This window comes from Vibrio maritimus (assembly GCF_021441885.1).
Lineage (GTDB): Bacteria > Pseudomonadota > Gammaproteobacteria > Enterobacterales > Vibrionaceae > Vibrio > Vibrio maritimus_B.
On sequence record NZ_CP090438.1, the window covers coordinates 176766 to 201351 of the forward strand.

The 24586-nt window shown below is 43.5% G+C and carries 21 protein-coding genes; 20 read left to right on the forward strand and 1 reads right to left on the reverse strand.

Annotated features, from left to right (window positions below):
• Nucleotides 1–104: 104 nt before the first annotated feature.
• Complete coding sequence (gene rfaD / locus LY387_RS00835; protein WP_234494999.1) at nt 105–1046, reverse strand: ADP-glyceromanno-heptose 6-epimerase; 942 nt, start codon at nt 1044–1046, stop codon at nt 105–107.
• Between the two features lie 253 nt (nt 1047–1299).
• Between rfaD and LY387_RS00840 the strand changes: the two genes are divergently transcribed.
• The 20 genes from LY387_RS00840 to LY387_RS00935 all read left to right on the forward strand — a co-directional run bounded on the left by LY387_RS00840 (nt 1300) and on the right by LY387_RS00935 (nt 24506).
• Nucleotides 1300–1530, forward strand: coding sequence for a hypothetical protein (locus tag LY387_RS00840; protein WP_234495000.1), 231 nt, complete (start codon nt 1300–1302; stop codon nt 1528–1530).
• A gap of 127 nt (nt 1531–1657) precedes the next feature.
• Nucleotides 1658–2299, forward strand: a complete 642-nt coding sequence (locus LY387_RS00845; RefSeq protein WP_234495001.1) for a YjbF family lipoprotein — start codon at nt 1658–1660, stop codon at nt 2297–2299.
• Nucleotides 2300–2348: 49 nt separating this feature from the next.
• Complete coding sequence (locus LY387_RS00850) at nt 2349–3113, forward strand: capsule biosynthesis GfcC family protein (RefSeq protein WP_234495002.1); 765 nt, start codon at nt 2349–2351, stop codon at nt 3111–3113.
• Nucleotides 3100–5295, forward strand: coding sequence for a YjbH domain-containing protein (locus LY387_RS00855; RefSeq protein ID WP_234495003.1), 2196 nt, complete (start codon nt 3100–3102; stop codon nt 5293–5295). The genes LY387_RS00850 and LY387_RS00855 overlap by 14 nt, the downstream gene beginning before the upstream one ends.
• A 279-nt stretch (nt 5296–5574) precedes the next feature.
• Nucleotides 5575–6690, forward strand: a complete 1116-nt coding sequence (locus LY387_RS00860; protein ID WP_234495004.1) for a polysaccharide export protein — start codon at nt 5575–5577, stop codon at nt 6688–6690.
• Between the two features lie 49 nt (nt 6691–6739).
• Nucleotides 6740–7180 carry a low molecular weight phosphotyrosine protein phosphatase gene (locus LY387_RS00865; protein ID WP_234495005.1) on the forward strand — a complete coding sequence of 147 codons (441 nt, stop codon included), beginning with the start codon at nt 6740–6742 and terminating at the stop codon, nt 7178–7180.
• Between the two features lie 78 nt (nt 7181–7258).
• On the forward strand, nt 7259–9421 hold the full coding sequence (locus LY387_RS00870) for a polysaccharide biosynthesis tyrosine autokinase (protein WP_234495006.1): 2163 nt from the start codon (nt 7259–7261) through the stop codon (nt 9419–9421).
• Between the two features lie 531 nt (nt 9422–9952).
• Nucleotides 9953–10471: an outer membrane beta-barrel protein gene (locus LY387_RS00875; protein ID WP_419153418.1), complete on the forward strand. Its 519-nt coding sequence runs from the start codon at nt 9953–9955 to the stop codon at nt 10469–10471.
• A 40-nt stretch (nt 10472–10511) separates the two neighbouring features.
• Nucleotides 10512–13232: an SLBB domain-containing protein gene (locus tag LY387_RS00880; RefSeq protein ID WP_419153419.1), complete on the forward strand. Its 2721-nt coding sequence runs from the start codon at nt 10512–10514 to the stop codon at nt 13230–13232.
• A gap of 18 nt (nt 13233–13250) precedes the next feature.
• Nucleotides 13251–14228, forward strand: a complete 978-nt coding sequence (locus tag LY387_RS00885) for a Wzz/FepE/Etk N-terminal domain-containing protein (RefSeq protein WP_234495007.1) — start codon at nt 13251–13253, stop codon at nt 14226–14228.
• A gap of 189 nt (nt 14229–14417) precedes the next feature.
• Nucleotides 14418–15542, forward strand: coding sequence for a non-hydrolyzing UDP-N-acetylglucosamine 2-epimerase (wecB, locus tag LY387_RS00890; protein ID WP_234495008.1), 1125 nt, complete (start codon nt 14418–14420; stop codon nt 15540–15542).
• A gap of 21 nt (nt 15543–15563) precedes the next feature.
• Nucleotides 15564–16823, forward strand: coding sequence for a UDP-N-acetyl-D-mannosamine dehydrogenase (gene wecC / locus LY387_RS00895; RefSeq protein ID WP_234495009.1), 1260 nt, complete (start codon nt 15564–15566; stop codon nt 16821–16823).
• Between the two features lie 17 nt (nt 16824–16840).
• A complete protein-coding gene (gene pseB / locus LY387_RS00900) occupies nt 16841–17848 on the forward strand; it encodes a UDP-N-acetylglucosamine 4,6-dehydratase (inverting) (RefSeq protein ID WP_234495010.1) in 1008 nt (335 codons plus the stop codon).
• On the forward strand, nt 17845–19023 hold the full coding sequence (gene pseC, locus LY387_RS00905; protein ID WP_234495011.1) for a UDP-4-amino-4,6-dideoxy-N-acetyl-beta-L-altrosamine transaminase: 1179 nt from the start codon (nt 17845–17847) through the stop codon (nt 19021–19023). The genes pseB and pseC overlap by 4 nt, the downstream gene beginning before the upstream one ends.
• Nucleotides 19020–19709 carry a pseudaminic acid cytidylyltransferase gene (pseF, locus tag LY387_RS00910; RefSeq protein WP_234495012.1) on the forward strand — a complete coding sequence of 230 codons (690 nt, stop codon included), beginning with the start codon at nt 19020–19022 and terminating at the stop codon, nt 19707–19709. The genes pseC and pseF overlap by 4 nt, the downstream gene beginning before the upstream one ends.
• Nucleotides 19703–20659 carry a hypothetical protein gene (locus tag LY387_RS00915; protein ID WP_234495013.1) on the forward strand — a complete coding sequence of 319 codons (957 nt, stop codon included), beginning with the start codon at nt 19703–19705 and terminating at the stop codon, nt 20657–20659. The genes pseF and LY387_RS00915 overlap by 7 nt, the downstream gene beginning before the upstream one ends.
• Before the next feature lie 2 nt (nt 20660–20661).
• Entirely contained in the window at nt 20662–21624 is a 963-nt protein-coding gene (locus LY387_RS00920) for a hypothetical protein (RefSeq protein ID WP_234495014.1), read from the forward strand.
• Entirely contained in the window at nt 21621–22736 is a 1116-nt protein-coding gene (locus LY387_RS00925) for an ATP-grasp domain-containing protein (protein WP_234495015.1), read from the forward strand. Before LY387_RS00920 ends, LY387_RS00925 begins: the two co-directional genes overlap by 4 nt.
• Nucleotides 22727–23791, forward strand: a complete 1065-nt coding sequence (pseI, locus tag LY387_RS00930; RefSeq protein WP_234495016.1) for a pseudaminic acid synthase — start codon at nt 22727–22729, stop codon at nt 23789–23791. The genes LY387_RS00925 and pseI overlap by 10 nt, the downstream gene beginning before the upstream one ends.
• Complete coding sequence (locus LY387_RS00935) at nt 23781–24506, forward strand: formyltransferase family protein (RefSeq protein WP_234495017.1); 726 nt, start codon at nt 23781–23783, stop codon at nt 24504–24506. The genes pseI and LY387_RS00935 overlap by 11 nt, the downstream gene beginning before the upstream one ends.
• The last annotated feature ends 80 nt before the right edge of the window (nt 24507–24586 follow it).

Consider the following 24586-nt stretch of genomic DNA (forward strand, 5'->3'; position numbering starts at 1 on the left):
CGCCTGCGCAGGCAGGGATCTACCACCAGCGCGTACCAAGCCTCAACCAAGATTCCTGTCTTCACAGAAATGACGACGCTATATGTTTGATGACCTCAGCAACCTTACTTATTCACAATCGCCAAATACTCAGCCACACCCTCGGCAACCGTCTTAAACTCAACATCACAACCCGCAGCACGCAAGTTCGTCAAATCCGCCTGCGTGTACTCCTGATAAGCACCCTTCAAATGATCCGGGAACGGAATATTCTCAATCTCACCCTTACCATGATGCTTAATCACCGCGCTCGCCACAGCCTCAAAGCTCTCAGCATTACCCGTACCACAGTTAAAGATGCCAGATACGCCATTCTCCAAGAACCAAAGGTTCACCTTCGCCACGTCACCCACATAAACAAAATCACGAATAAAGTGCTCACTGCCCGCAAACAACTTAGGATTCTCACCCGCATTCATCTGATTGTTCAAATGGAACGCAACCGACGCCATGCTACCTTTATGCTGCTCACGAGGACCATACACATTGAAATAACGGAAACCTGTCACCTGCGACAACTTCTCACCATGTGCTTCTGCATCGGCCCATAGGCGGCGCACATAGTTATCAAACTGCTGCTTAGAATAGCCGTATACATTCAGCGCGCCTTCATACTCGCGCTCTTCCTTAAATACCGTCGTCTCACCATAAGTCGCCGCCGAAGAAGCGTACAAGAACGGAATTTCACGATCCAAACAGTAATGAAGCAATTCTTTAGAATACTCATAGTTATTGAGCATCACATACTTGCCATCCCACTCTGTCGTTGCCGAGCACGCACCTTCGTGGAATACCGCCTCAATTGGTCCAAAGTCATCACCAGCCATGATTTGCGTTAAGAAGTCATCACGGTCCATGTAATCTGTGATATCAAGGTCAACTAAGTTTTTGAACTTACGTCCATTTTTAAGATTGTCTACCACCAGAATATCATTCAAGCCTGCCTCATTAAGCGCCTTGATAATATTGCTGCCAATCATGCCAGCACCACCAGTTACAATGATCATAAAATGTTCCAATTTGAGTGGGATAATGACTTGAAGTATATAAGATTTACTTAGGGGTTCAAAGGAGTTCCTAGGCAGCGAAACATTGCCAACTCTTGTAACACTTTGTGACGAGTCGCTCAAAAAATATCTTTTGTCAGTAAAGTGTAAAAATAATCTCGTTTACAAGGCTTTATACAATGGACTAACATTGAAAGTCAGTGTGCTCAACTGAGTGCATTGAATTATCGATAATTGAGAAAAGGATATAACCATGAAAAAGATCGCATTGATCATGGCGATTGCAGCAGGTATGGCTAGCCCAGCATTTGCAGAGGCTGAAGGCGGCGCAGCAGGCGGCGCAGCAGGCGGTGCAGCAGGTGGTGCAGCAGTGACTGGCGGTGTAGTTGTTGGTACTGCAGCAGCAGTAGCAGTTGTAGCAGTAGCGTCTTCTGATGACAGTGCAGCAACGACTACGTCGGTTAGCGCAAGCGCAGCGAAGTAATCGTAATTTAAACAAAGCTCCCTCTACATAAAATGTATTGGGAGTTTTGTTTTAGTGTTTATCCTCGGAAAGCTCGATCGAAGTTTCTATGGGCCTGTTAGACCTATCTACATAGTGGGATGTTGTATTGAAGTTTAAATCCACTCTCTTAGCGTGTTCCGTACTCATTCTTGCTGGATGTTCGCAGCGCTTTCAAGACGTAAATGCCACATTGTCTGAAGCCTTCCTAGGCGCTGACGATATAGTGATGACAACAGAGCAGATAGAAAACCTTCCTTATGCGAGTGCTTATGCACGCATTAACGATGGTGCTCAGATTTTTGTGGTACTCGCTTTCGCAGAGAAAAATCCTGCAACGGGTGAAATGCAATACAAGTGGATGTCCTCCGATCGCGCCATGTTTATCTTCGAAAGTGGTCGACTGGTCAAAACCATAGGTCTGTATGGTGACAACCTTCAAGGCGCGACACACAAGCAGATCACGGATTCATCTTGGACCACCCAATATGACTGGATGCCAGACTACCGTTACGGTTACACAGGTAAGGTCACACGCACACAAGGTGTGGAAGAAGTGGTCGAGACACCCCTAAACCGCTACCAAACACAAAAATATACAGAGCAAGTTCGCTTTGACGCCATAGATCAGGCGTTCACCAACCAGTATTGGCAAAGTCAGTCTTCTGGAAGAATGGTGAAGTCCATCGAGTATATTGGTCCACAAATGACCAAAATTGAATTCACAGTATTAAAACAACCCTCAATGTAACCGCTAGGTGTTTGAGTCTTAGTAGTTTTAGACTCAATAAGGAATGATAATGTTGCACGGATGGCTTAAAAAGCACGGTTTCGCCCTTGTACTTGCTTGCCCTTTTTACGCGTTTAGCACTGAGTTATCGGTAGTGCTTGCCGAGCAATCGGTTCGACTCGATTACCCTCAAGCAGCCCGTTTGGAAACTGTATTAAAAGATACTCACGCACAAGCGTTGCTAACCAATATGCCGTTAGAGTCGCTGCAAGCACAGTTGTTCTCATCCGACAAAGTTACATCAATCGAATCTCAAGTTAGGCAAATATCTGCTCAACTCAATGCATTACAGCAGCAAGACCCAGACCTCGGTGCTGAAAACCTTTTAGAGCAAATTCAAGAATCACAATTCCTGTACCGAGAGTTCACTTCCCTTGACTACGATGTCGTGCAGTCACAGCGAGAAGGAAACCCGCTTTTATCCGGTAACTATCAACTCAACATCGGTCCAAGAAATGACACTATCGTCTTTATGGGCGCGGTCAAAAAACAAGAGTCAGTGACTCAGCGCGCCCAATGGTTTTTGACGGACTACTTTAAATCGATAGGTGAGATCAGGCTAGCCTCAGCAAGCCCAAGCACAGCATGGGTGATTCAGCCTGATGGAAAAGTGGTAGAAGCTCACTATGGAATATGGAATTTTCAGCCCCATTTTGTAGCGCCTGGTGCCATTGTTTATGTGCCATTCAAATCATTGCCATCAGAGTTTGCATCGCTCAATCAAGACATCGTTCAACTGCTGCGCCACAAGGTGAAAAATAATGAACAACAATAAAGTAGCACCTTCACTGTTAGCAGCTGCGATCACAACCGCCTTAACCGCTAGCGCAAGTGCGAGTGTATTTGAACCAGCGACGTTAACCCCATCTCAATCAGACTTTGGTGGTGTTGGCTTAATGCAAATGCCGACTGGACGCATGGCGGCGGAGGGGGAGTTCAGCCTCAATGGTGATTGGAGTGAGCATTACCATAAATACAACATCAGCCTGCAGTTAATGCCCTGGTTTGAAACTACGATTCGATACACTTTGGTGCAAGACTTGTTCTACAGCAGCAATCCTAGCTTCAGTAATGATACCAAATACACAGATAAAGGTATTGACCTTAAGTTTCGACTGTTAGAAGAAGGCGAGTACCTGCCTGAAACGTCCATCGGGCTGAGAGATTTTGGTGGCACTGGTTTATTCGATGCGGAGTTTATTGCAGCGACTAAACGTTTTGGTAACCTTGATGTTACTTTAGGTATGGGGTGGGGTTACTTAGGCACTCGCAACAATGTTACCAATCCATTCTGTGAAATGAATAATGATTTCTGTACAAGACCCTCTGATTATAAAGGTAGTGGCGGCATGGTCGATTATAATCGATGGTTTAAAGGACCTGCGGCAGTTTTTGGCGGGATAGAATACCAAAGTCCTTGGCAGCCTTTGCGTTTTAAGCTCGAGTATGATTCCAACGATTACTCGCAAGACTATCCGGTTGTGAGGGCGCATATCAATATGACTCCAGCAACTCCATGGAATGTAGGAGCTCTATACCGAGTTGGGAAGTGGGGGGACATTAGAGCCAGCTACCAAAGAGGCAACGCCGTATCTCTTGGTATTACCCTACGTACTAATTTCAACGATACAAAATCTTATTGGTTGGATGACCCGAAACCAGAACTGCGCCCAACAGATTCTGAAGTTGCTGGTGAGCAAATCGATTGGGATAAAGTAGCCGGCGAGCTCAGTAAAAACGCAGGCTATGATGATGTTGCCATCGAGCGTAATGGGTCAACAGTTACTGTCATAGGCAAACAGAAAAAATATCGAGATAGAGATGAGGCTCGCGATCGCGCAGCTCGTGTCTTAGCAAATCATCTTCCTCAGGAGATTACCTCCTATAAGATAGTAGAAACCAACTTTAATCAGCCGCAAACCGAGACCGATGTTGATGCAGAGGCATTCAAGCAAATAGCGACTAACCAACCTATTAGTCGAGACGTTACCGACGCCATGGTCGAAAGTGAAGTGAGTAAAGCTCCGTCAAACTCGACAAAGTACGATGGGTTTGAACGTTTCGATTATTCATTTAGACCGACACTTGCCCAATCTATCGGTTCGGCTGAAAATTTCTATCTCTACGAAATCGGTATCGATGGCACTGCAGAAATGTGGGCAACCAAGAACTTAAACCTGTCGGGTACGGTGCATCTTAATCTGGTCGATAACTACGATAAGTTTAATTACATTGTTCCACCAGATGGTACTGATGTTCCTCGCGTGAGAACTCTGTTCCGAGCCTATGTATCAGACAACACGCTCTGGGTGAACAACCTGCAAGCGACTTACTTTCATGAGTTTGGCAATGGCTTTTATAGTCAAGTTTACGGTGGTTACTTAGAGTCGATGTTTGCTGGTGCTGGCGGTGAGTTACTTTACCGACCTCTTAATAAAAATTGGGCGATCAGTGCTGACATAAATCTTGTCACACAGCGTGACCCCAGAAGTGCCTTTGGTCTGTTTGATGAGGAACAGCAAAATATCCCCGAGTTTGGACGTCCATTCAAAGCCGTAGTGAAAGGTACCACAGGCTTCTTGACAGGTTACTACATGCCGCAATGGTCATTCATCGACAACACACTACTCAAAGTCGGTGTGGGTCAATTCTTGGCTGGAGATGTAGGTACTAGAGTAGACTTCTCTAAGCAGTTCAAGAGCGGGGTGATAGCAGGCGCATACGCTAGCTTTACCAATCTAAGTTCAGAAGAGTTTGGTGAGGGAAGTTTCACTAAAGGCTTTTATGTCTCGATTCCGTTCGACATCATGACAGTCAAACCAAGTGCAAACAGAGCCTATTTCAACTGGCAGCCGATCACACGAGATGGTGGGCAAATGCTAGGCAGAAAATATGAACTGTTCAGTGTCACGGACGCTCGTTCTCCATGGTTGCAACGACCAAGTCGAGTAGAATGATATATTTGCTAGCCTAATTTACTGATTATTCCATCATTTCAACTTATGCATTTGGTGACTTTGGTCACAAATGCATAAGTTGAATGTTTCTGAATTCGAATCAACCTCATGTTTTCATGTGAATTAATGAAAATATCGGTATATTACGCAGCTGGTTTTAATTCAGTTTGTTTCACTACTTTTATGTGCTATTCCACTGATTGCTTTTCAGTGTAACTATGCAATGGCGGTAGCATGGGTAGTGAAAAGTGGTGAGATCTTGTGGTGGGACGATCGGGAATGAACAAGAATAATATTGCAGGCATGCTAGCGTTATTGTTTTTAGCTGGGTGCAGCTTGCCGGGAAGCCATTTACCGACCAGTGACAAAACCACGGAAGAGTCTCAAGATACCAATCTAGAACAGCAAGTTTCTATCTACCCACTCACGGCAGAAAAAGTCGTCCAATTCAAACAACAAATACCGCAGGCCACCGCTAACCCTGCGCTCGATCTAGCGATTGCAAAGTATGAATATCGAGTGGGTGTGGGCGACGTGCTCAATATTACAATCTGGGATCACCCTGAGCTGACTATTCCCGCAGGTTCTTACCGAAGCTCGGAAGAGGCGGGTAATTGGGTTCATGCCGATGGCACTATCTTTTACCCATATATAGGTAAGGTCCATGTCGTCGGAAAAAGTGTTACCGAGATCCGCGTCGATATCGCCAAACGACTCTCGAAGTTTATTGAAAGCCCGCAAGTAGATGTAAACATTGCTGCCTTTCGCTCGCAAAAGACTTATGTAACTGGTGAAGTGCAAAACCCTGGGCAGCAACCTATCACCAATATACCTCTTACGCTTCTTGACGCTATCAATCGAGCTGGTGGATTGGCAGATGATGCCGATTGGCGCAATGTGACGCTAACCAGAAATGGCGAAGAGCAAACGCTTTCCCTCTACGCACTGATGCAGCGTGGTGATTTAACTCAGAACCTACTTCTTAAACCTGGGGATATCGTTCATGTCCCTCGAAATGACGATCAAAAGGTATTCGTGCTTGGTGAGGTATCAACGCCACAAATGTTAAAGATTGATCGCGCAGGCATGAGTCTGACTGAGGCACTCAGTTCGGTAGGCGGTATTAACGAAGTCGCGGCCGATGCATCTGGTGTATTTGTTATTCGTAACTCTACCAAAGCGGACCAAGTTGCCGATATTTATCAACTCAATATCAAAGATGCCACAGCTTTAGTGATTGGAACGGAGTTTAGCTTGCAGCCATATGATGTAGTTTACGTAACAGCACAACCTATCTCTCGTTGGAATCGCTTAATGACTCAGCTTCTACCAACACTTACAGGTATTAAGAACATTGCTGATGCGGGTAATTCATACAGAGCTTGGGGTAACTAGAGCCTAACATGAAGGTACCTGCTAACGAAATGAAATCAAGAGTGTAATTATGTTCAACAATATTTTGGTTGTGTGTGTCGGTAATATTTGCCGATCACCCACAGCAGAGCGAGCTCTGCAAAAGTTAGTGCCAACAAAAAAGGTTACGTCGGCTGGTATTGCTGCAGAAAAAAGCCGTTTAGTGGGTAAGACTGCTGACACTATGGCGATCGATATTGCTAGTCGTTACCAGCTTGATGTGTCCAACCACAGCGCTAGACAGCTTACTGCTGATATGTGTCGTGACAATGACCTTATTCTGGTGATGGAAAAAGGGCACATAGACGCTGTATGCGATATCGCCCCAGCAGCAAGAGGGAAAACCATGCTGTTTGGTCAATGGGAAAATCAACAAGAAATCCCAGATCCATATCGCCAAAGCCAAGAAGCGTTTGAACATGTATTCAAGCTTATAGAGCAGTCCGCTAGCCAATGGTCGAAACGGCTTTAGCGCCTTTTTGCTTTACTATAACAACCTTGTTGCCCATAGATTTAATTTTTACTTTCGCTGCCTAGTTAACAATAAAACATGCAAACAGAATCTCAAAAATACAGTAGCAACACCGCCGATGAAATCGACTTAGGTCGTTTATTCAACACATTGCTTGAGGCGAAATGGCTCATCATCACTATCACGTTTTTGTTTGCAGTGATTGGTGTGATGTATGCGTTACTAGCAACGCCTATCTACAAAGCAGATGCACTGATTCAGGTCGAAAGCAAAAACTCAGGTGTATCTAGCCTTATCAATGAAGGGCTCGGTGACCTATTTACTCAAGAGTCATCTGCTACAACTGAAATCGAGATTATAAAATCAAGAATGGTGCTAGGTGAAACAGTTGATAAACTAAACCTAACGACTATCGCTGCACCTAAAGTAATGCCGATCATCGGTAAAGGATTAAGCCGCCTAAGCGGTGATCAGAAGTTCATTGATGTTGCGCGTTTCGAGGTGCCGAGTTATCTAGAACCTGAGGCGGTGACACTCGAGCTAATCAATGCTGACTCGGGCGAGTACCACTTATTTAATAGTGATGGCCAGAAACTACTCTCCGGCTTTGTCGGCGAGCTAGCGGAAAAAGACGATTGGAGATTGTTTGTTCGAAGCATAAAAGCGAACGGTGGTGATGAGTTCACGCTATCAAAGCGCTCTAGACTGGAATCCATCCAATGGCTACAGCAAACACTCACTATCAGCGAAAGAAGTAAACAAACGGGCATCTTACAGCTAGCGTTTGAGGGTCAAGACAAACAACAAATCAAGGCAATCCTTGATGACGTAAGCATGAATTACTTTCTGCAGAATGTTGCGCGCCAGTCAGCAGAAGCGGAAAAAAGCCTAACCTTCTTGCAGAATAACTTGCCTCAGATTAAAGCCACGCTGAATGAATCCGAAGACAAACTCAATCGCTTTAGACAACAAAATGAGTCGGTAGACTTGGGGCTTGAAGCTCAGTCAGCATTGAAAGTCATTGTTGACCTAGAGGCGCAGCTCAATGAGCTTACCTTTAAAGAGAGTGATATCAGTCAGCGTTTTACCAAAGACCATCCATCTTATAAGTCCTTGCTCGACAAACGCGATACTTTGCTACAGGAACGTGAGCGTTTAAATCGCCAGATTCAAAAACTACCAAAAACGCAGCGTGAAGTGCTACGAATGACTCGCGATGTGGAAGTCAATCAGCAGATATATGTTCAGCTACTGAATAAAGTTCAAGAGCTAAACATTATGAAGGCGAGTGCGGTGGGGAATGTGCGTATTTTAGATACCGCCCAAGTGTACGCCCACCCAGTAAAACCGAAGAAGTCACTAATTGTCGTACTTGCTACCCTACTTGGCGGTATGGCAAGCGTCGCCTTTGTATTAGTTAAAGCAGCATTCCACCAAGGTGTGACTAGCCCAGAAGAGATAGAAGCCCTTGGTGTACCGGTATACACCAGCGTACCGAAATCAGAAATGCAGTTAAGTTTCGCAGGAGTTGGCAAAACGGGTTTAACGCGTAAAAAGAAAAATGATAGTACGGGGCTACTTGCTAAAGTTAACCCAGCTGACCTCTCTATCGAAGCACTACGCGGGTTAAGAACCAGCCTGCACTTTGCCATGCTAGAGGCAAAGAACAATATTGTGATGATCTCAGGTCCCGCACCTGGGGTTGGAAAATCGTTTGTTGCCACCAACTTTGCAGCGGTCGCTGCAGTAGCAGGTCAAAAAGTACTCCTAATTGATGCTGATATGCGCAAAGGCTATTTACAACGAAGCTTTGGCTTAAAATGGGATGGTGGTCTGTCCGATGTACTAGCTGGCAAACACACAATCGAACAAGCGGTGAAATCGAGTGGTATTGACGGGTTAGATGTGATCACTCGCGGAATGATCCCGCCTAATCCTTCGGAGCTGCTGATGCATCAACGTTTCAGAGACCTACTAGATTGGGCTAGTGCCAATTACGATTTAGTTCTAGTAGATACGCCTCCAGTCCTTGCTGTGACCGATCCCAGCATTGTTGGCGCACAAGCGGGTACGACCTTGATGGTGGCGAGGTTTGGCCAAAATACTGCTAAAGAGATCGAAGTCGCCAACGATAGATTCAAAAAAGCTGGCATTGAAGTGAAGGGTGTCATTCTCAATGCTATCGAGAAAAAGGCGTCGAATAGCTACGGTTATTATCAGTATTCCTATGAAAGCCACTAATTAAACTGGTGAATAGGTGACGAAATAGCCAAAACATGACTCGAATCTATAAAGCTTTATAAAGCGAGAAAACTCCCTTGCTCAGCTATATCGAATATGGATAATAAAGCGCTGTGTCATTTTTATTAACCCGACACAGCGTTACACTTTTGTCATGGAAATGACACAGACGAAGGCTTAATCGTCTGTAAGATAGTAAGGCACAGAGCAAAGCTGGCAAATGCGCAATGTGGTTGACGCACTACCAAAGGGCGGTAGCGTGCCACAAAAGAAAAGAAAAGGAAAAGTGCACAAATAGAAAAGCACTCTATAAGGAAGGCTAGGTTGTATGCGCAGCTGCGGCTAAGGTACTGCATAGATACATGACTGTTGTGGTCTACACAACAGACAGAAAAATGATTAGCGGACAATCTCTCCGTTCTCTTTCCCGCGTAACATTCCTTCTTTAACTTCCTTTCGAGTTTTTCTGCGCGTTTGCTCTAAGCGAATCCATCCATGAACTGGACACACCCGAGCTTAGGGAATCTCACTTTGAATCAAAGAACCAAATTTTCATTGGCTGCGGCAGTCATGAGCACATCGCTGTGCTCACCACTTGCCTTTGCCAACCTGTACGCAGGTGCAGCATTTACTTATGCTGGTGCCGAATATCAGCACTCAGAAAAAACTGCTTCAGTTGATGCATCACCACTCATGCTTCAAGCTCAGCTTGGCTATTTCTTTAATGATTATTTTGCTGTAGAGGGCCGATTCGGTACCTCAATCCAGCGCTCTAATGGGTTAAATGTAGATAGTTTAGCTTCTGCTCTGCTTAAAGGTAATGTTCCTGTGACCAATCAGCTTTCTATGTACGGCTTGTTGGGTTACTCGTCGGTCACTATAGATCAGCAATCTGTGGGTTCGAGCACGCAAGGCGGGGCAAGCTTTGGTCTTGGTATGCACTATGCGCTAAGCAGTGACACGGCTGTGACCTTTGAATTTCTTAACAATCTCAATAGTGATGAGGCTCGTTTAAACGGGTTAAGTCTCGGCTTTCAGTATCGCTTTTAGACAGCAAGTGATTGAGAACAAATACAGGAATCGTTAAGAAATGACAAATAACAAGACAATACCGCGCAGTTCAAAAACGCAAACGTTTAAGTCGAGAGCTACCCGAGTGCTAACGAGCCTCAGTATTGCATTATTGTTCAGCACTCCGACATTTGCCCAAACTCCAACACCTCAGCAGATGGAAATGTTTAAAAGCCTGCCTGCTAGTCAGCAGCAAGCTCTGGCCGCGCAATATGGCGTGACCCTACCAACATCAACAGGGACGACCGAGCAGTTTCAAAATCCTCAGGTAATGAACCCTCGTGTAACGAATGAAGCTGCTATTTCCGCAGAAAGTGATTCATCAACAGCTGAGGAAAACCGTCAAACTGAAGATACTGAGCTAAAACGCTTCGGTATCGAGCTATTCGCAGCATCACCTTCTACGTTTGCGCCTATCAGCGATGTACCGGTTCCTGCGGAATATCAAGTGGGCCCTGGCGATGAGATAGTGATTCAGCTGTTTGGTAAAGAGAACCAAACACACCGTTTGCGTGTAAACCGTGAAGGCGTCATTAACTTCCCAACGCTCGGTCCGGTACAAGTCGCTGGAATGAGTTTTTCGAATGTTCGTGAATCTCTACAACAGCGCGTTCGAGAGCAAATGATTGGTGTACGCAGTGACGTAACCATGGGTGAACTGCGCACAATGCAGATTTTTGTCATGGGTGATGCTTATAAACCGGGTGCCTATACGGTGAGTGGTTTAACTACCATTTCACAAGCGATTTATTACAGCGGCGGCTTTAGTGAAAGTGGCGCACTGCGTGATATCCAGTTAAAGCGAAATGGGAAGCTCATTCGCCGACTTGATATGTACGACATGCTACTAAAAGGTGACACTCGTAACGACGTTCGTTTGATGCCTGGTGATGTCGTGTTTATCGGTCCCGTAAAAAACACTATTGAGATTGATGGTGAGGTAAACCGCCCTGCTATTTACGAGATTCAACCTGGTGAAAGCTATGCTCACATATTAAATATGGCAGCAGGCTTGACGGCAAATGCTTATGCAGACCAAGTGCAAGTGAAACGTGCTGCTAAAAATGGCATTCGTGAAGTTCTCACTTTGGCATTGAACAAAAACTCTGGCTTGAATACTAAAGCGAAAAATGGTGATCAGATCACCGTTGGCAAGCGAAGTGATGAGCTTAAAAACTTTGTCCAAATAGAAGGTGATGTGCTTCATCCGGGTTACTACCAATGGCGAAGTGGCACTAAGTTGTCCCATTTATTTTCAGGTGTAGATACGGGTTTCAATTCCACTGCCGATGTGCACTATGCTTTGGTCGTACGTGAAATTAACCCTCAAAGAGATATCCGAGTTTTCCAAGTAGATTTGGCAAACGCTATCATGGATCCAAGTAGCAAAGATAACCTCCTATTGAGTTCTCGTGACCGAGTGCTTGTCTTTAACCGCTTTAATTTAGAAGAGCTTGAAGCGCTAACGCAACCGGCAGAGCAAGAGACAACTGCCAAAACCTTTGAGCAAGCTCGGCGACAATCTTTCGAAGAAGAGCTTAAAGAGAAACAAACTCATGACATGGCATTACAGCAAGTCGACAATCAAAAAATCAAGTTGATCTATCAAGGTCAAGAAGTCGACCAAGGGCAGATTGATAAGGTTAAGCAGTCAACCAGGCAAGCACTACTAGCTCCGATTTTGATGCAACTGCGCCAACAAGCTGTTTATGGTCATCCTCCTCTTATTGCTGAAGTAGGCGGTGAGGTGAAACACCCAGGTAATTACCCGATTGCTAGTGGAACAACAGTGAAAGACCTAGTTGAAGCCGCGGGTGGTCTGACACCTGATGCCTTCATCATGAACGCAGAGCTATCAAGAAACGTATTTGATGCCCAAGAGCAACGTTCAGTACTGGATGTATCGCGCATTAACCTCGGCAATGCTTTGCTAGGTGATGTGAATGAAAATATGCAGGTAGGTCCTCGCGATAGACTAAACGTGCTTGAGCAACCATATGCAAACCTTCGCCGTACTGTGACGTTAAGAGGTGAAGTTCGCTTCCCAGGTACTTACAGTGTGCGCCAAGGTGAAACGATGAGCGAACTTATCGAACGTGCCGGTGGACTGACTAAGTTTGCCCATCCGCAAGGGGCGATATTTACTCGCGAAGCACTTCGTTTACAAGAAGAGAAACAGCTTAATGAATACGCTGCAGATATTCGTAAAGAAACAGCGAAAAAGACCTTCCGAGTAGACAATAATCTTGGCTCGACGATTACAGATCCTGAAAAGACACTTGCTTTTGTAGAAGAGGCTAGTAAGAGCAAGGCGCTTGGTCGAATGGTAGTCCAGTTGGACCAAATTACCGGCGGTAATGAGGCTGCAGATTTTATGCTGGAAGATGGTGATTTCCTATTTGTCCCAACATTCCGTAACTCAATTTCTATTATGGGTGAGGTCCAGGTTTCAATTACTTATCTGTTAGATAGTAAGCTGGATGTTAGCGACTACTTAAATAAAGCGGGCGGTATCAAGAAGCAAGCTGACGAGGACCGAATCTTTGTGGTACGCGCTGATGGTTCAGTTTATAAACCGAACTCAGGTTACTGGTTTGGTAATAACAACGAAAAGTTAATGCCAGGTGATACCATTGTTGTGCCAATTGATACTGATTACCGAGATGCGTTGGGTACTTGGACTGCAGCTACCCAAATCCTATACCAAATTGGTGTAGCGGTTAATGCGATTAATAAGTAATAGTTCGGAGTAGAAAGCATGAATCAAAACAACTACCCGAACCAACTGCCACCGCAGTTCTCGCCGCGAGGTCATAACGATGAAATTGACCTAAAAGAGTTATTTTTAGCGGTTTGGAAAGGTAAGTGGATTATTATTGCAACAACCTTTGTGTTTGCTGTTGGAGCTGTGTTATTCGCTTTGAGCCTGCCAAACACCTATAAAGCGGATACCCTTCTAGCCCCAGCAGAAAGCTCAGGACAAGGAGGGCTTTCTAAAATGGCTGGCCAAATTGGTGGTCTAGCTGCTCTTGCTGGGGTTAACCTAGGTGGTAGCGAAAGTAGTCAAACAGAGCTTGCCGTACAAGTGATGAAATCGCGTCAATTTGTTGATCACTTTATTCAAAAACATGACCTTTTAGTACCGATCATGGCGGCGAAAGAGTGGGATGCGAATAGCAACACCTTGATTCTAGACGAGGAACTGTATGACCCTTTTTCTGGTGAGTGGTTGCGAGAACCAAAAGGATTAAGAGGCGCAGAACCAACGGCACAAGAAGCGTATGAAGTGTTTATGAAAAACATATTTGGTGTGAATCAAGATAAAGAGAGCGGTCTTTATGTTGTGAGTGTAGACTACTTTTCGCCGTTTATGGCTCAGCAATGGGTGACTTGGTTAGTGGAAGACATTAATAAAGTGATGCGCGAGCGCGTGATTTCTGAAAGCAGCCAAAACTTAGATTATCTCGCTGAACAACTCAGAAAAACCTCGGTGGCGGAAATGCAGAATGCGTTTTATCAGATTGTTGAGGAGCAGACAAAAAGCTTGATGTTGGCTGAGGCTCAGGAGGAGTTCATCTTTAAAGTCGTTGATCCGGCTGTCGTACCAGAGCTGAAATCAGGACCCAAGAGAGCACTGATCTGTATTTTGGGGACTCTTTTGGGAGGCTCTTTAGGTATGGCGTTAGTACTAATGATTTTCGCGCTTCGTCGAGATAAAAGTGAGTCAACAGCGTAGCTACTTTCTACTTAATTGGTCAAGTTAGCCTAAATATTAATAAGTGTAGTTTAGGGCTTTTAGCTTCAGAAGTGTTTGCCAATTACACATAATGACCCTGAGCCAAGTAAATAAGCTTGAGCGAAGCGTTCGAATTATCAATCTAATTAACTGGGAGCACTCCCTTTTTCGACAAAAGTAGCAACTCACATGGTAAAGAAAAAAATCTTAACTGTCTTCGGTACTCGTCCAGAAGCAATAAAAATGGCTCCTCTTGTACATGCCTTAGAGGCTGATGAGCGCTTTACGGCTAAATGCTGTGTTACCGCTCAGCACAGAGAGATGTTAGACCAAGTCTTAGACTTGTTTGATATCACACCAGACTTTGATCTCAATATAATGAAAGCAGGCCAAACACTCAATGATGTGACGGCACGTATCATTCAAGGGCTAAAACCGATTCTTCAAGAATTTAAACCTGATGTTGTTTTGGTTCATGGAGATACTGCAACGACCTTTGCGGCTAGCATAGCGGCTTACTATGAACAAATTGAAGTCGGGCATGTGGAAGCAGGACTTCGTACTGGTAATATCTATTCACCATGGCCAGAAGAAGCAAACCGGCGTTTGACTGGTGTATTGACGAAGTACCACTTTGCTCCTACCAAAACGTCGAAAGAGAATCTTTTATGTGAAAACTTTATTCCAGATAATATTTACATAACAGGTAATACTGTTATTGATGCGTTGCTAATGGTGAGAGATAAAATCGAATCTAATAACGATTTGAATGCTACATTAGCCGCACAATTTTCATTTTTGGACGATAGTAAGAAACTAATTTTGGTAACTGGCCATCGTAGAGAGAGTTTTGGAGGAGGGTTTGAGCGGATTTGTGAGGCATTGGTAGTCATCGCAAAAGAACACCCTGAAACGCAAATACTCTATCCTATGCACTTAAACCCGAATGTACGTGAACCAGTGAATCGTATTTTAGCGGATATTAAGAATATTCACCTTATTGAGCCTCAACAGTATTTACCGTTCATATATCTAATGAGCCGATCTCACATTATTCTAACTGACTCAGGAGGTATACAAGAAGAAGCGCCATCGCTTGGAAAGCCTGTACTTGTCATGCGCGATACGACAGAGCGTCCAGAAGCCGTCGAGGCTGGTACTGTTAAATTGGTTGGCACGGACACGCGTGCAATCGTTGACAATATAAATGAACTACTGACGAGCGAGGATGCTTATAAGACAATGAGTTTTGCGCATAACCCATACGGGGATGGTAAAGCGTGTGAGAGAATTTTAAACGTATTAGAAGATTAAGTTTTTAAGGTTAGACTAATTATGTCATTTGAAACAATTTCAGTCATCGGTCTTGGTTATATAGGCTTACCAACAGCAGCGATGTTCGCTTCTCGTAAGAAAAAAGTAATTGGTGTGGATATAAATCAACATGCAGTCGATACTATTAATCGTGGTGAGATACATATTGTTGAACCGGATCTAGACATGTTGGTGAGTGCCGCCGTTCAGCAAGAGTACTTGAAGGCGGTGACAGTACCTGAGCCCGCAGATGCTTTCTTGATTGCGGTACCAACACCATTTAAGCCTTGTGAAGCAGGGGATATCCCAGAGCCTGATTTGTCATATATCGAATCTGCGGCAAAGGCTATCGCACCCATTTTGAAAAAAGGCGATCTCGTTATTCTTGAGTCAACATCTCCGGTAGGAGCAACCGAACAGATGGCTGCTTGGCTAGCGGATGCTCGCAAAGACTTGAGCTTTCCACAAACTTCAGGAGAGTTAGCGGATATTAATATTGCGCACTGCCCAGAAAGAGTTTTGCCCGGTAAGGTTGTAACGGAATTAGTGCAAAACGACCGAGTAATTGGCGGAATGAGTAAGCGTTGTTCTGAGCGAAGTGTTGAGCTATATAAAACGTTTGTTATGGGCGATTGCGTTATAACTAATGCACGCACAGCTGAAATGGCTAAGCTTACAGAAAACTCGTCACGTGACGTCCAAATCGCATTTGCAAATGAATTATCAATAATTTGTGATGAGTTAAATATTGATGTTTGGGAGTTGATCTCATTGGCCAATCGCCACCCAAGGGTTAATATTCTAGAACCTGGTCCAGGCGTAGGTGGGCATTGTATTGCGGTAGACCCTTGGTTTATAGTTTCAAAGACACCAGAGCAGGCGAAAATAATTCACACAGCGCGTAGAGTGAATGATTTCAAACCTGATTGGGTCATTGAAAAAATCAAAGTAGCTGTAGCCGACTTCTTAAGTGCAAATCCAAAGAAAACGATAAAAGATGTCACAATTGCTTGCTATGGTTTAGCATTTAAGCCAGATATTGATGACTTAAGGGAAAGTCCAGCATTTGATATAACAAGGTCTATAGCTAAAACTCATTTAGGCAAAGTCTTGGCAATAGAGCCCAACATTACCTCTATTGATATAGATAATGTTGAGCTAGTATCTCTGGATGAATCCCTTACTAGAACCGACATTCATGTAATGTTAGTTGATCACAAACAATTCAAAAAAATAAAATTGAATGATGCTTTCGTTATAGATACAAAAGGCATTTGGTAGCTTTAAGAGTAATTATTATGTTAAACAATAAAACGGTTCTAATCACTGGTGGTACGGGGTCATTTGGTAAGCAGTTTGTAAAAACGATCTTAGCGAGATATCCAGAAGTAAAAACGATCAGAATATACTCACGAGATGAGTTGAAGCAGTTTGAATTGAAGCAGGAATATATAGGCAATCAAAAACTGCGTTTTTTCATTGGTGACGTTCGCGATCAGAATCGCATGATTCAAGCTTGTGAAGGGGTTGACGTCATTATTCATGCAGCTGCAATTAAACAAGTAGATACCGCGGAATATAATCCTACGGAATGCATCCGCACCAACGTTGACGGTGCCGAGAATGTGATTCAAGCAGCACTTCGATGCGGTGTTAAAGATGTTGTTGCACTTTCAACAGATAAGGCTTGTGCTCCAATCAACCTTTACGGTGCTACGAAGCTCGCATCGGATAAGTTGTTTACGGCTGCGAATAACATTAAAGGTTCGAAGGATATTCGTTTTAGCGTAGTTCGTTATGGAAACGTCATGGGCTCGCGTGGTTCAGTTATCCCATTTTTCATGAAAAAGAAAGAAGAAGGCGTGCTGCCAATCACCCATGAAGAAATGACGCGTTTCAATATCTCTCTGCAAGATGGTGTCAACATGGTGATGTATGCTCTTGAAAATCACCTAGGTGGTGAGATTTTTGTACCTAAAATCCCATCTTACAAGATCTTGGATATAGCAGAAGCAATTGCTCCTGAGTGTAAAATAGAGGTGGTTGGTATCCGCCCAGGTGAGAAATTACACGAAGAAATGATCACCGATACAGATTCACTAAACACTATTGACCTAGGTAAGTACTACGCTATCTTGCCATCAGTTTCATTTACGTATACCGAAACTGAGTACCTAGCGCACCACAAAGCTGAAAAAGTACCTTTTGGTTTCAAATACAACTCAGGTACAAATACTGAGTGGGAAACCGTTGAAGGTTTGCGCGAGCTAATCAAAGAGCATATCGATCCTAAATTTACGGTGTGAGAAAGAACGTGATTCCTTACGGTAAACAAGATATTAACCAACAAGACATTGATTCAGTGCTTGAGGTTCTTAAGTCAGATTTTCTAACGCAAGGGCCAAAAGTTCCCGAGTTTGAAAAAGCAATAAGGACCCACACAGGAGCTAAGTATGCTTTAGCAATGAACAGTGCAACGTCTGCTCTGCATGTGGCTTGCTTGGCGCTCGGGCTAGGTGAGGGGGACTCGTTATGGACATCGCCAATTACGTTTGTCGCTTCAGCTAACTGCGGCTTGTACTGTGGTGCCGAGGTGGATTTTGTCGATATTGACCCTCGTACATACAATATGTGTCCTATAAAGCTTGAACAAAAACTTATTGCAGCGAAAGCAAATGGCACCTTGCCTAAGGTTGTTGTCCCTGTTCACCTTTGTGGTCAGCCTTGTGATATGAAGGCGATATCTGCTTTGGCGAAAGAGTATGGCTTTAAGGTTATCGAAGATGCTTCACATGCTATTGGTGGTCGATATCATGATGAGCCGATAGGGAATTGCGTGCATTCGGATATTACCGTTTTTAGCTTTCACCCTGTAAAAATAGTAACTACTGCCGAAGGTGGTGCGGCCGTAACTAACAACAAAATCCTAGCAGACAAAATGTCTCTGCTTCGCAGTCATGGTGTTACACGTGATAGTGAGCAAATGGTTGGAGAAAGTCATGGTGGTTGGTATTACCAACAGATTGATCTTGGTTTCAACTATCGTATGACTGAGCTGCAGGCCGCTTTGGGTGTGACGCAAATGCAGCGGCTCAGTGGATTTATCAAAGCTCGTCACCACCTTGCGAATCGCTACTATGAGAAGCTTAGCAACTTGCCTTTGCTTCTCCCTTACCAACTAGAAAATACGTATTCTGGTCTTCATTTATACGTCATCAGGCTAAAACTTGAAGAGATTGACTTGTCCCATCGAGAAGTCTTTGATGCGCTGCGCAACAATGGCATTGGTGTTAACTTGCACTATATCCCGGTACACACCCAACCCTACTATCAAGCTTTAGGGCACCGAGAAGGGGACTTTCCGGACTCTGAGCAATACTATAAGGAAGCCATATCTTTGCCTATGTTTCATGCTATGACGGATCAGCAGCAAGATGAGGTTATCCGTGTATTAACTGATATTTTGGTCAAAGTCTCATGAAAGTAGCAATTATTCCAGCGCGTGGTGGCAGTAAGAGAATCCCTCGTAAAAACATCAAAGAGTTTAACGGCAAGCCGATCATTGCCTACTCTATTGAAGCTGCAATTGCATCGGGCTGTTTTGAACGAGTGATTGTTTCTACTGACGATGAAGAAATTGCTGTGGTAGCAAGGCAATACGGAGCTGAAGTCCCGTCTTTACGTAGTTCAAAGACTTCGGATGATCATGCACCAATTGTGGACGTCGTTTTAGAAACGTTAGATATGTTAGAACGCACCGAAGAGGTCAGCCCTACCTATCTATGCTGCATCTTTGCGACGGCTCCTTTTGTTAACGGCGAACGGATAGAGAAAGCTTATCAGACAATGCTTAGTAAACAGAAAGATGGCATTTTTCCTGTTGTCGAGTTTTCGTATCCCATACAGCGTTCGTTAGAGATTAAATCTAATGGAAACGTTGGTATGGTTTGGCCTGAGCATCTTCTTAGTCGTTCTCAAGACTTACCTCCCCGTTATCATGACACTGGTCAATATTACTGGGTTAAAACAGAATCGGTTAGAAAAGAGAAAACGTTGTTTATCAAGAACTGTATGGTAGAGCCAATTTCTAACTTACAAGCTCAAGATATTGACGTGGAAGCGGACTGGCTTCTTGCTGAACTAAAATTTAAGGCTTTCGCATGCTAAAAATCTTGACGATGGGGGGAGGGAAGTATGGCTTTGGGCACTTAGGTCGTTGTATTCCCATCTACACCTCTGCTTTAAATTTAGGCCATGAAGCGCAACTTGTAGTCGCGAACGGTGCAAATGCAGCTCTTGAGTTAGAGATTGAAGTCATTGAGTTAAATTGGCTGAATGACGTCACTCTGCTTGAGCTTTCGCCTAGGGACACCGTGATCGTTGATGTTTTGGATATTTCCATTGAGACACTAGATGAGTTAGATAGTAGGGTTAAGCGCCTACATATCATTGATGACATAAATCTAGATAAATACCAGCGATATAGTCGTATTGATTGGTCTATCAAGTCCCATGTACTTTCGAGTGGCGCCTCTAAGTTGTCGTCACCAAGTCTTGTCCCCTTAAAACCATCATTTTCGGGTTTAAAAAAAAGGGTAACTCATCAAACGTTAGACGTGATTCTATTGACGCTAGGCGGGAGCGATGTGAGGTCTTTGACACCAAAGCTCATTTTGTTTTTAAGGAAGTACTTCCCTCAATGCGAATTGATGGTGCTGGTTGGCCCGGGCTTTACATGCATCAATGAAATTGAAGTTGTGGCAGATGAACGTGTCACCATACTTATGACTCCGTCGGAACGTGAAATTGCAAGTGCGATGGAAAGGTGTGATCTTGCGATTGCTACAGGTGGTCACACCATGTACGAACTAGCGTCGGCTGGTTTACCGGTGGTTCAAATTCAGATAATTGATAATCAAGAAGTCTCTAAGTATTGGGCATACTATGGTTTCAGTTATTTTGCTGGTTGGTACTGTACGGATGACTTCTACAGTCGTTTGAAGCAGGGTATTGAGTTCTTTCTTAACCCGCAACAAAGGAACAAGTCTTCAGTGTTAGGACAAAATCTCATTGATGGGTTCGGGGCGAAAAGATTGGTCAAGGAGGTTATGAGTTAATTATGTGGGTAAGTGCGAACAGAGCCTCACGAGTGCTATACAATTTCCTTTTATCGATAGAGAAGCCAGATGTCTTCCTAGTTCCTGCAAACGTTTGCCCAATCGTGCTCGCTACCTTCTTGAAGGCTAAAGTTTCTTTTCGCTTGGTGGATATTGATCAAGATTCTCTTTGTATTGATTTGATTGCAGTGAAAGATATTCTGTCTGATTCAAATACTACATTCGGGCTGATTTTTGTTAGAACTTTTGGCCATACGGGTAACTGTGAAGCTGACATCGTCTCAATGAAAAGTCAGTACTCCAATCTTAAAGTTATAATTGACGATAGATGTCTAGGTATACCAGAGCTTGATCAGACCCGTTTTTCTGAAGAAATCGATATGACTTTGTTTAGTACGGGTTACTCAAAATTTGTCGAACTAGGTTATGGCGGATTTGCATGGTTGTCGGAAAAATATCATTCCAGATACCATAGTCCGCAAATTGACTATATTGAGGATGCTCATGAAATCCTAGTTCGGAAATTCAATCACGCGATACAAGGCCGTACCCCGTTTAACTATGATATCGAGAATTGGTTGGATGATAGAGACTTACCCATTTCTTTGGAGTCCTATTTTTCCAAAATTAAGAGTGAGACTCCTGCTAGCCTTAAGCAAAAGAGTACGCTAAATGCTATCTACAGACAGGCCGTTCCACAAGAACTCTGGCTTGGAGAAGAGTTTAACTTGTGGCGATTTTCTATTCTTGTCAGTAACAAGCAAGCTGTTTTAGACAGTATTTTCTCAGCGGGTGAATTTGCAAGTTCACACTATGCATCAATGGCTGGGATTTTTGATGATACTACTGCTCCTGTTGCCGAGTCGATTCACTCGCAGATAGTAAACCTTTTTAATGATTACAGGTTCACTGAAGCCAAGGCGAAGCGTGTTGCGGGCATTGTAAAAAAAGAGGCCAAAAAGTGAGTAATTATATTGTTGTAGGGGGAAGCGACCTACAGAAAGACTTTATAGAAAAAGTCAAAGCAAATGGGTTTGTTACTCATGTCGTTGATTACGATGAAAGTTGTATTGGTAGTCAAATAGCGGATCACTTCCACTGTCTGAGTATCGATGATCTAGAAGGAGTGCTTAGACTTGCTCAGAAGCTAGATGCAGTAGGTATAAGTACTGTAGCCACAGAGCAAGGCAATATCACTGCTAACTATGTAGCAGAAAAACTCAATCTGATTGGTAATGGGTTCGATGTTTCATTAAACACCACAGATAAGTCGAGAATGAAGCAAGTGATAGCTGCGCATGGGCTTAAAAGCCCCATGGCTGAAGTTGTGTTGTCCAAAGAGCAGTTGAGCTCTTTAGAGGTATCATTTCCGGTTATCGTCAAAGCATCAGACCGTTCTGCTGGTCGAGGAGTTGCCTTAGCTAATAATCGTGAGGAGCTAGAGAACTTCTATGACGAGTCTTACTCTGTTTCATTCAATAAAAAAGTACTCGTAGAAGAATACGTAGACGGTCCTCAATATAGTTTGGAAACGATAAGCTCCAAGGGGCAGCATCAGTTAGTAGCGATTACAGAAATGGGTTTTTCAGGACCACCGCACTTTGTTGAGACAACACATCGACTGCCAGCTCCAGTTAGCCCAAAAGATGCTGAAAGACTGAAAGGATTTGCATTAGATTGTTTAAACGCTTTTGATATCCAGTATGGTGCTTGTCATATTGAAGTCCGGCTTGTTAATGGGGCTCCAACCCTGATTGAAATCGCTTCTAGAATGGGGGGATGGAGGCACTGGATGATAGAGAGTGCTTTGTCAGTAGACTACTTACAGCTTATTCTTGATAGTTCATTAGGAAAACCGGTTGTGTTTAATGCTATGGACAGTGGCAAAGTGTCTTATAGTCGACATATCTTTGGAGCTAACGATTATCAACTATATCTTGAAGCAAAAGATAGCAAGGTAGTAATGGTCGCAGATTTAGTGAAAGAGAACGCACCAACAAAAGACGCCACGAACCTTATCGAAGCTCATGGTTTTTATATTACATTAGAAGATGCTGAGACTAAACAATGCCAGTAAAAATAGATAACTTTGAAATTTCACAAAACAACAAAACATTTATCATCGCTGAGCTTTCTGCTAATCATAATCATGACCTTCAAGTTGCGCTAGATACAATAAAGGCCGCGAAAGAAGTGGGGGCGGATGCAATTAAGTTGCAAACGTACACTGCAGACACATTGACGCTAGATTGTGATAGTGACTTGTTTAAAGTCAAGCATGGTACGGTCTGGGATGGTGAGACACTACACTCTCTATATCAGAAAGCTCACACTCCTTGGGAATGGCATGAGCAGCTCATTGAATACGCTAATTCATTGGGGTTGATTTGTTTCTCATCACCTTTTGATTTCAGTGCTGTTGACTTCCTAGAACGATTAAAAACACCAGCTTATAAAATTGCGTCTCCTGAGTTAATGGATATACCTCTTATTGACTATGTGGCGCGGAAAGGAAAGCCAGTGATTATGTCGACTGGTTTAGCGACATTGGCCGATATTGAGCTTGCGGTAAATACTTGTTTAGAAGCGGGCAATAATCAGATCGTACTGTTAAAATGTACCTCAGCTTACCCAACACCATTGAATGAAGTCGATTTACTAACAATCCCTAACCTGAAAAAAACTTTTGACGTGGAGGTTGGCCTTTCAGATCACACTTTAGGTCACGTAGTTGCTGGGGCAGCGGTAGCGCTCGGCGCACGTGTTGTTGAAAAGCACTTTATCCTGGATAAATCTTTAGGTGGACCTGATTCAAGCTTTTCTCTTGACCCTGCAGAGTTCAAACTGCTAGTTGAGACGATTAGAAATACCGAACAAGCTCTCGGCAAAGTTAATTATAAGCTGACTGATAAAATGAAAAAGATTCGTGATTTTAGTCGTTCTCTTTTTGTTTGTCAGGATGTAAAAGCTGGCGATATTATCTCAAGTGAGAACGTAAGGTCAGTGCGCCCGGCACATGGCTTAGCTCCTAAGTATTATCCTGTTGTTCTTGGACGTAAGTTCATTAAAGATGTTGCATTTGGTGAGCCTTTATCGCGAGACATGATTGAGGGGGAGCTCGGTGAGCTGTAAAAAGATACTTATACTCACAGGGTATGACTACTCAGAGTGTTTTGCCGTTCTTGAAAATATGGACTATCAAGTTATTATTCCTAGAAATGAACCGCTGTTGTCGGAAGTGGCACGTTCTAATTTGAGGGTAAATGCTGGTGAAAAATTAATTGAACTAGACTACGGGGACATACAAGAGTTTTTGGAAGAAGAAAGTCCTGACATATTAATAACATTTGGTTGGCGACGAATCATTTCAGAAGATGTGATAAATTCAGCAGAACTAGCAGTAAATATACATCCAGCAATTTTGCCAGATTATAAAGGGTATCATCCGGTTCCTCATGTGCTAATAAATAATGAAAAATACCATGGAATAACAGCTCACCTTATCACATCCAAGATGGATGCTGGTGATATTGTTTATCAAGATAGATTTGAGATAAATCGTTACTCTACTCTTAATGAGATTCAAAGAAAAGTAAATGAGCTCATGCCTCAGTTCCTATTAGAACTTTGTAAAAGACTATTGACTGAGGAGTTTAATTTGACTGAAAATGACGACAGTAAAACAAAAGTCGTTGCTGGAAAACGAACGCCAGAAGACTCAGAAATACCATTGACAATGACGGTTGGTGAGGCTTACGACTATATTCGCGCGTGTGATGAGTATCGATTTCCTGCATATATAGTGGTGGATGGAAGAAAAATACAAATTAAACTAGTAAAGTCCTAGTTTCAAGAGGGGCGTATCTGAACTTGGCCTGGAGCATATTAGCTCTAGGCTTCAATTAATATAATGCATATAAGGAACTA

What these genes read in the sequence shown, in the direction of transcription:
- rfaD (WP_234494999.1), bottom strand. Translation starts at nt 1,046, where the DNA reads ATGATCATTGTAACTGGTGGTGCTGGCATGATTGGCAGCAATATTATC.
- LY387_RS00840 (WP_234495000.1), top strand. Translation starts at nt 1,300, where the DNA reads ATGAAAAAGATCGCATTGATCATGGCGATTGCAGCAGGTATGGCTAGC.
- LY387_RS00850 (WP_234495002.1), top strand. Translation starts at nt 2,349, where the DNA reads ATGTTGCACGGATGGCTTAAAAAGCACGGTTTCGCCCTTGTACTTGCT.
- LY387_RS00855 (WP_234495003.1), top strand. Translation starts at nt 3,100, where the DNA reads ATGAACAACAATAAAGTAGCACCTTCACTGTTAGCAGCTGCGATCACA.
- LY387_RS00860 (WP_234495004.1), top strand. Translation starts at nt 5,575, where the DNA reads ATGAACAAGAATAATATTGCAGGCATGCTAGCGTTATTGTTTTTAGCT.
- LY387_RS00865 (WP_234495005.1), top strand. Translation starts at nt 6,740, where the DNA reads ATGTTCAACAATATTTTGGTTGTGTGTGTCGGTAATATTTGCCGATCA.
- LY387_RS00870 (WP_234495006.1), top strand. Translation starts at nt 7,259, where the DNA reads ATGCAAACAGAATCTCAAAAATACAGTAGCAACACCGCCGATGAAATC.
- LY387_RS00880 (WP_419153419.1), top strand. Translation starts at nt 10,512, where the DNA reads ATGACAAATAACAAGACAATACCGCGCAGTTCAAAAACGCAAACGTTT.
- LY387_RS00885 (WP_234495007.1), top strand. Translation starts at nt 13,251, where the DNA reads ATGAATCAAAACAACTACCCGAACCAACTGCCACCGCAGTTCTCGCCG.
- wecB (WP_234495008.1), top strand. Translation starts at nt 14,418, where the DNA reads ATGGTAAAGAAAAAAATCTTAACTGTCTTCGGTACTCGTCCAGAAGCA.
- wecC (WP_234495009.1), top strand. Translation starts at nt 15,564, where the DNA reads ATGTCATTTGAAACAATTTCAGTCATCGGTCTTGGTTATATAGGCTTA.
- pseB (WP_234495010.1), top strand. Translation starts at nt 16,841, where the DNA reads ATGTTAAACAATAAAACGGTTCTAATCACTGGTGGTACGGGGTCATTT.
- pseF (WP_234495012.1), top strand. Translation starts at nt 19,020, where the DNA reads ATGAAAGTAGCAATTATTCCAGCGCGTGGTGGCAGTAAGAGAATCCCT.
- LY387_RS00915 (WP_234495013.1), top strand. Translation starts at nt 19,703, where the DNA reads ATGCTAAAAATCTTGACGATGGGGGGAGGGAAGTATGGCTTTGGGCAC.
- LY387_RS00920 (WP_234495014.1), top strand. Translation starts at nt 20,662, where the DNA reads ATGTGGGTAAGTGCGAACAGAGCCTCACGAGTGCTATACAATTTCCTT.
- pseI (WP_234495016.1), top strand. Translation starts at nt 22,727, where the DNA reads ATGCCAGTAAAAATAGATAACTTTGAAATTTCACAAAACAACAAAACA.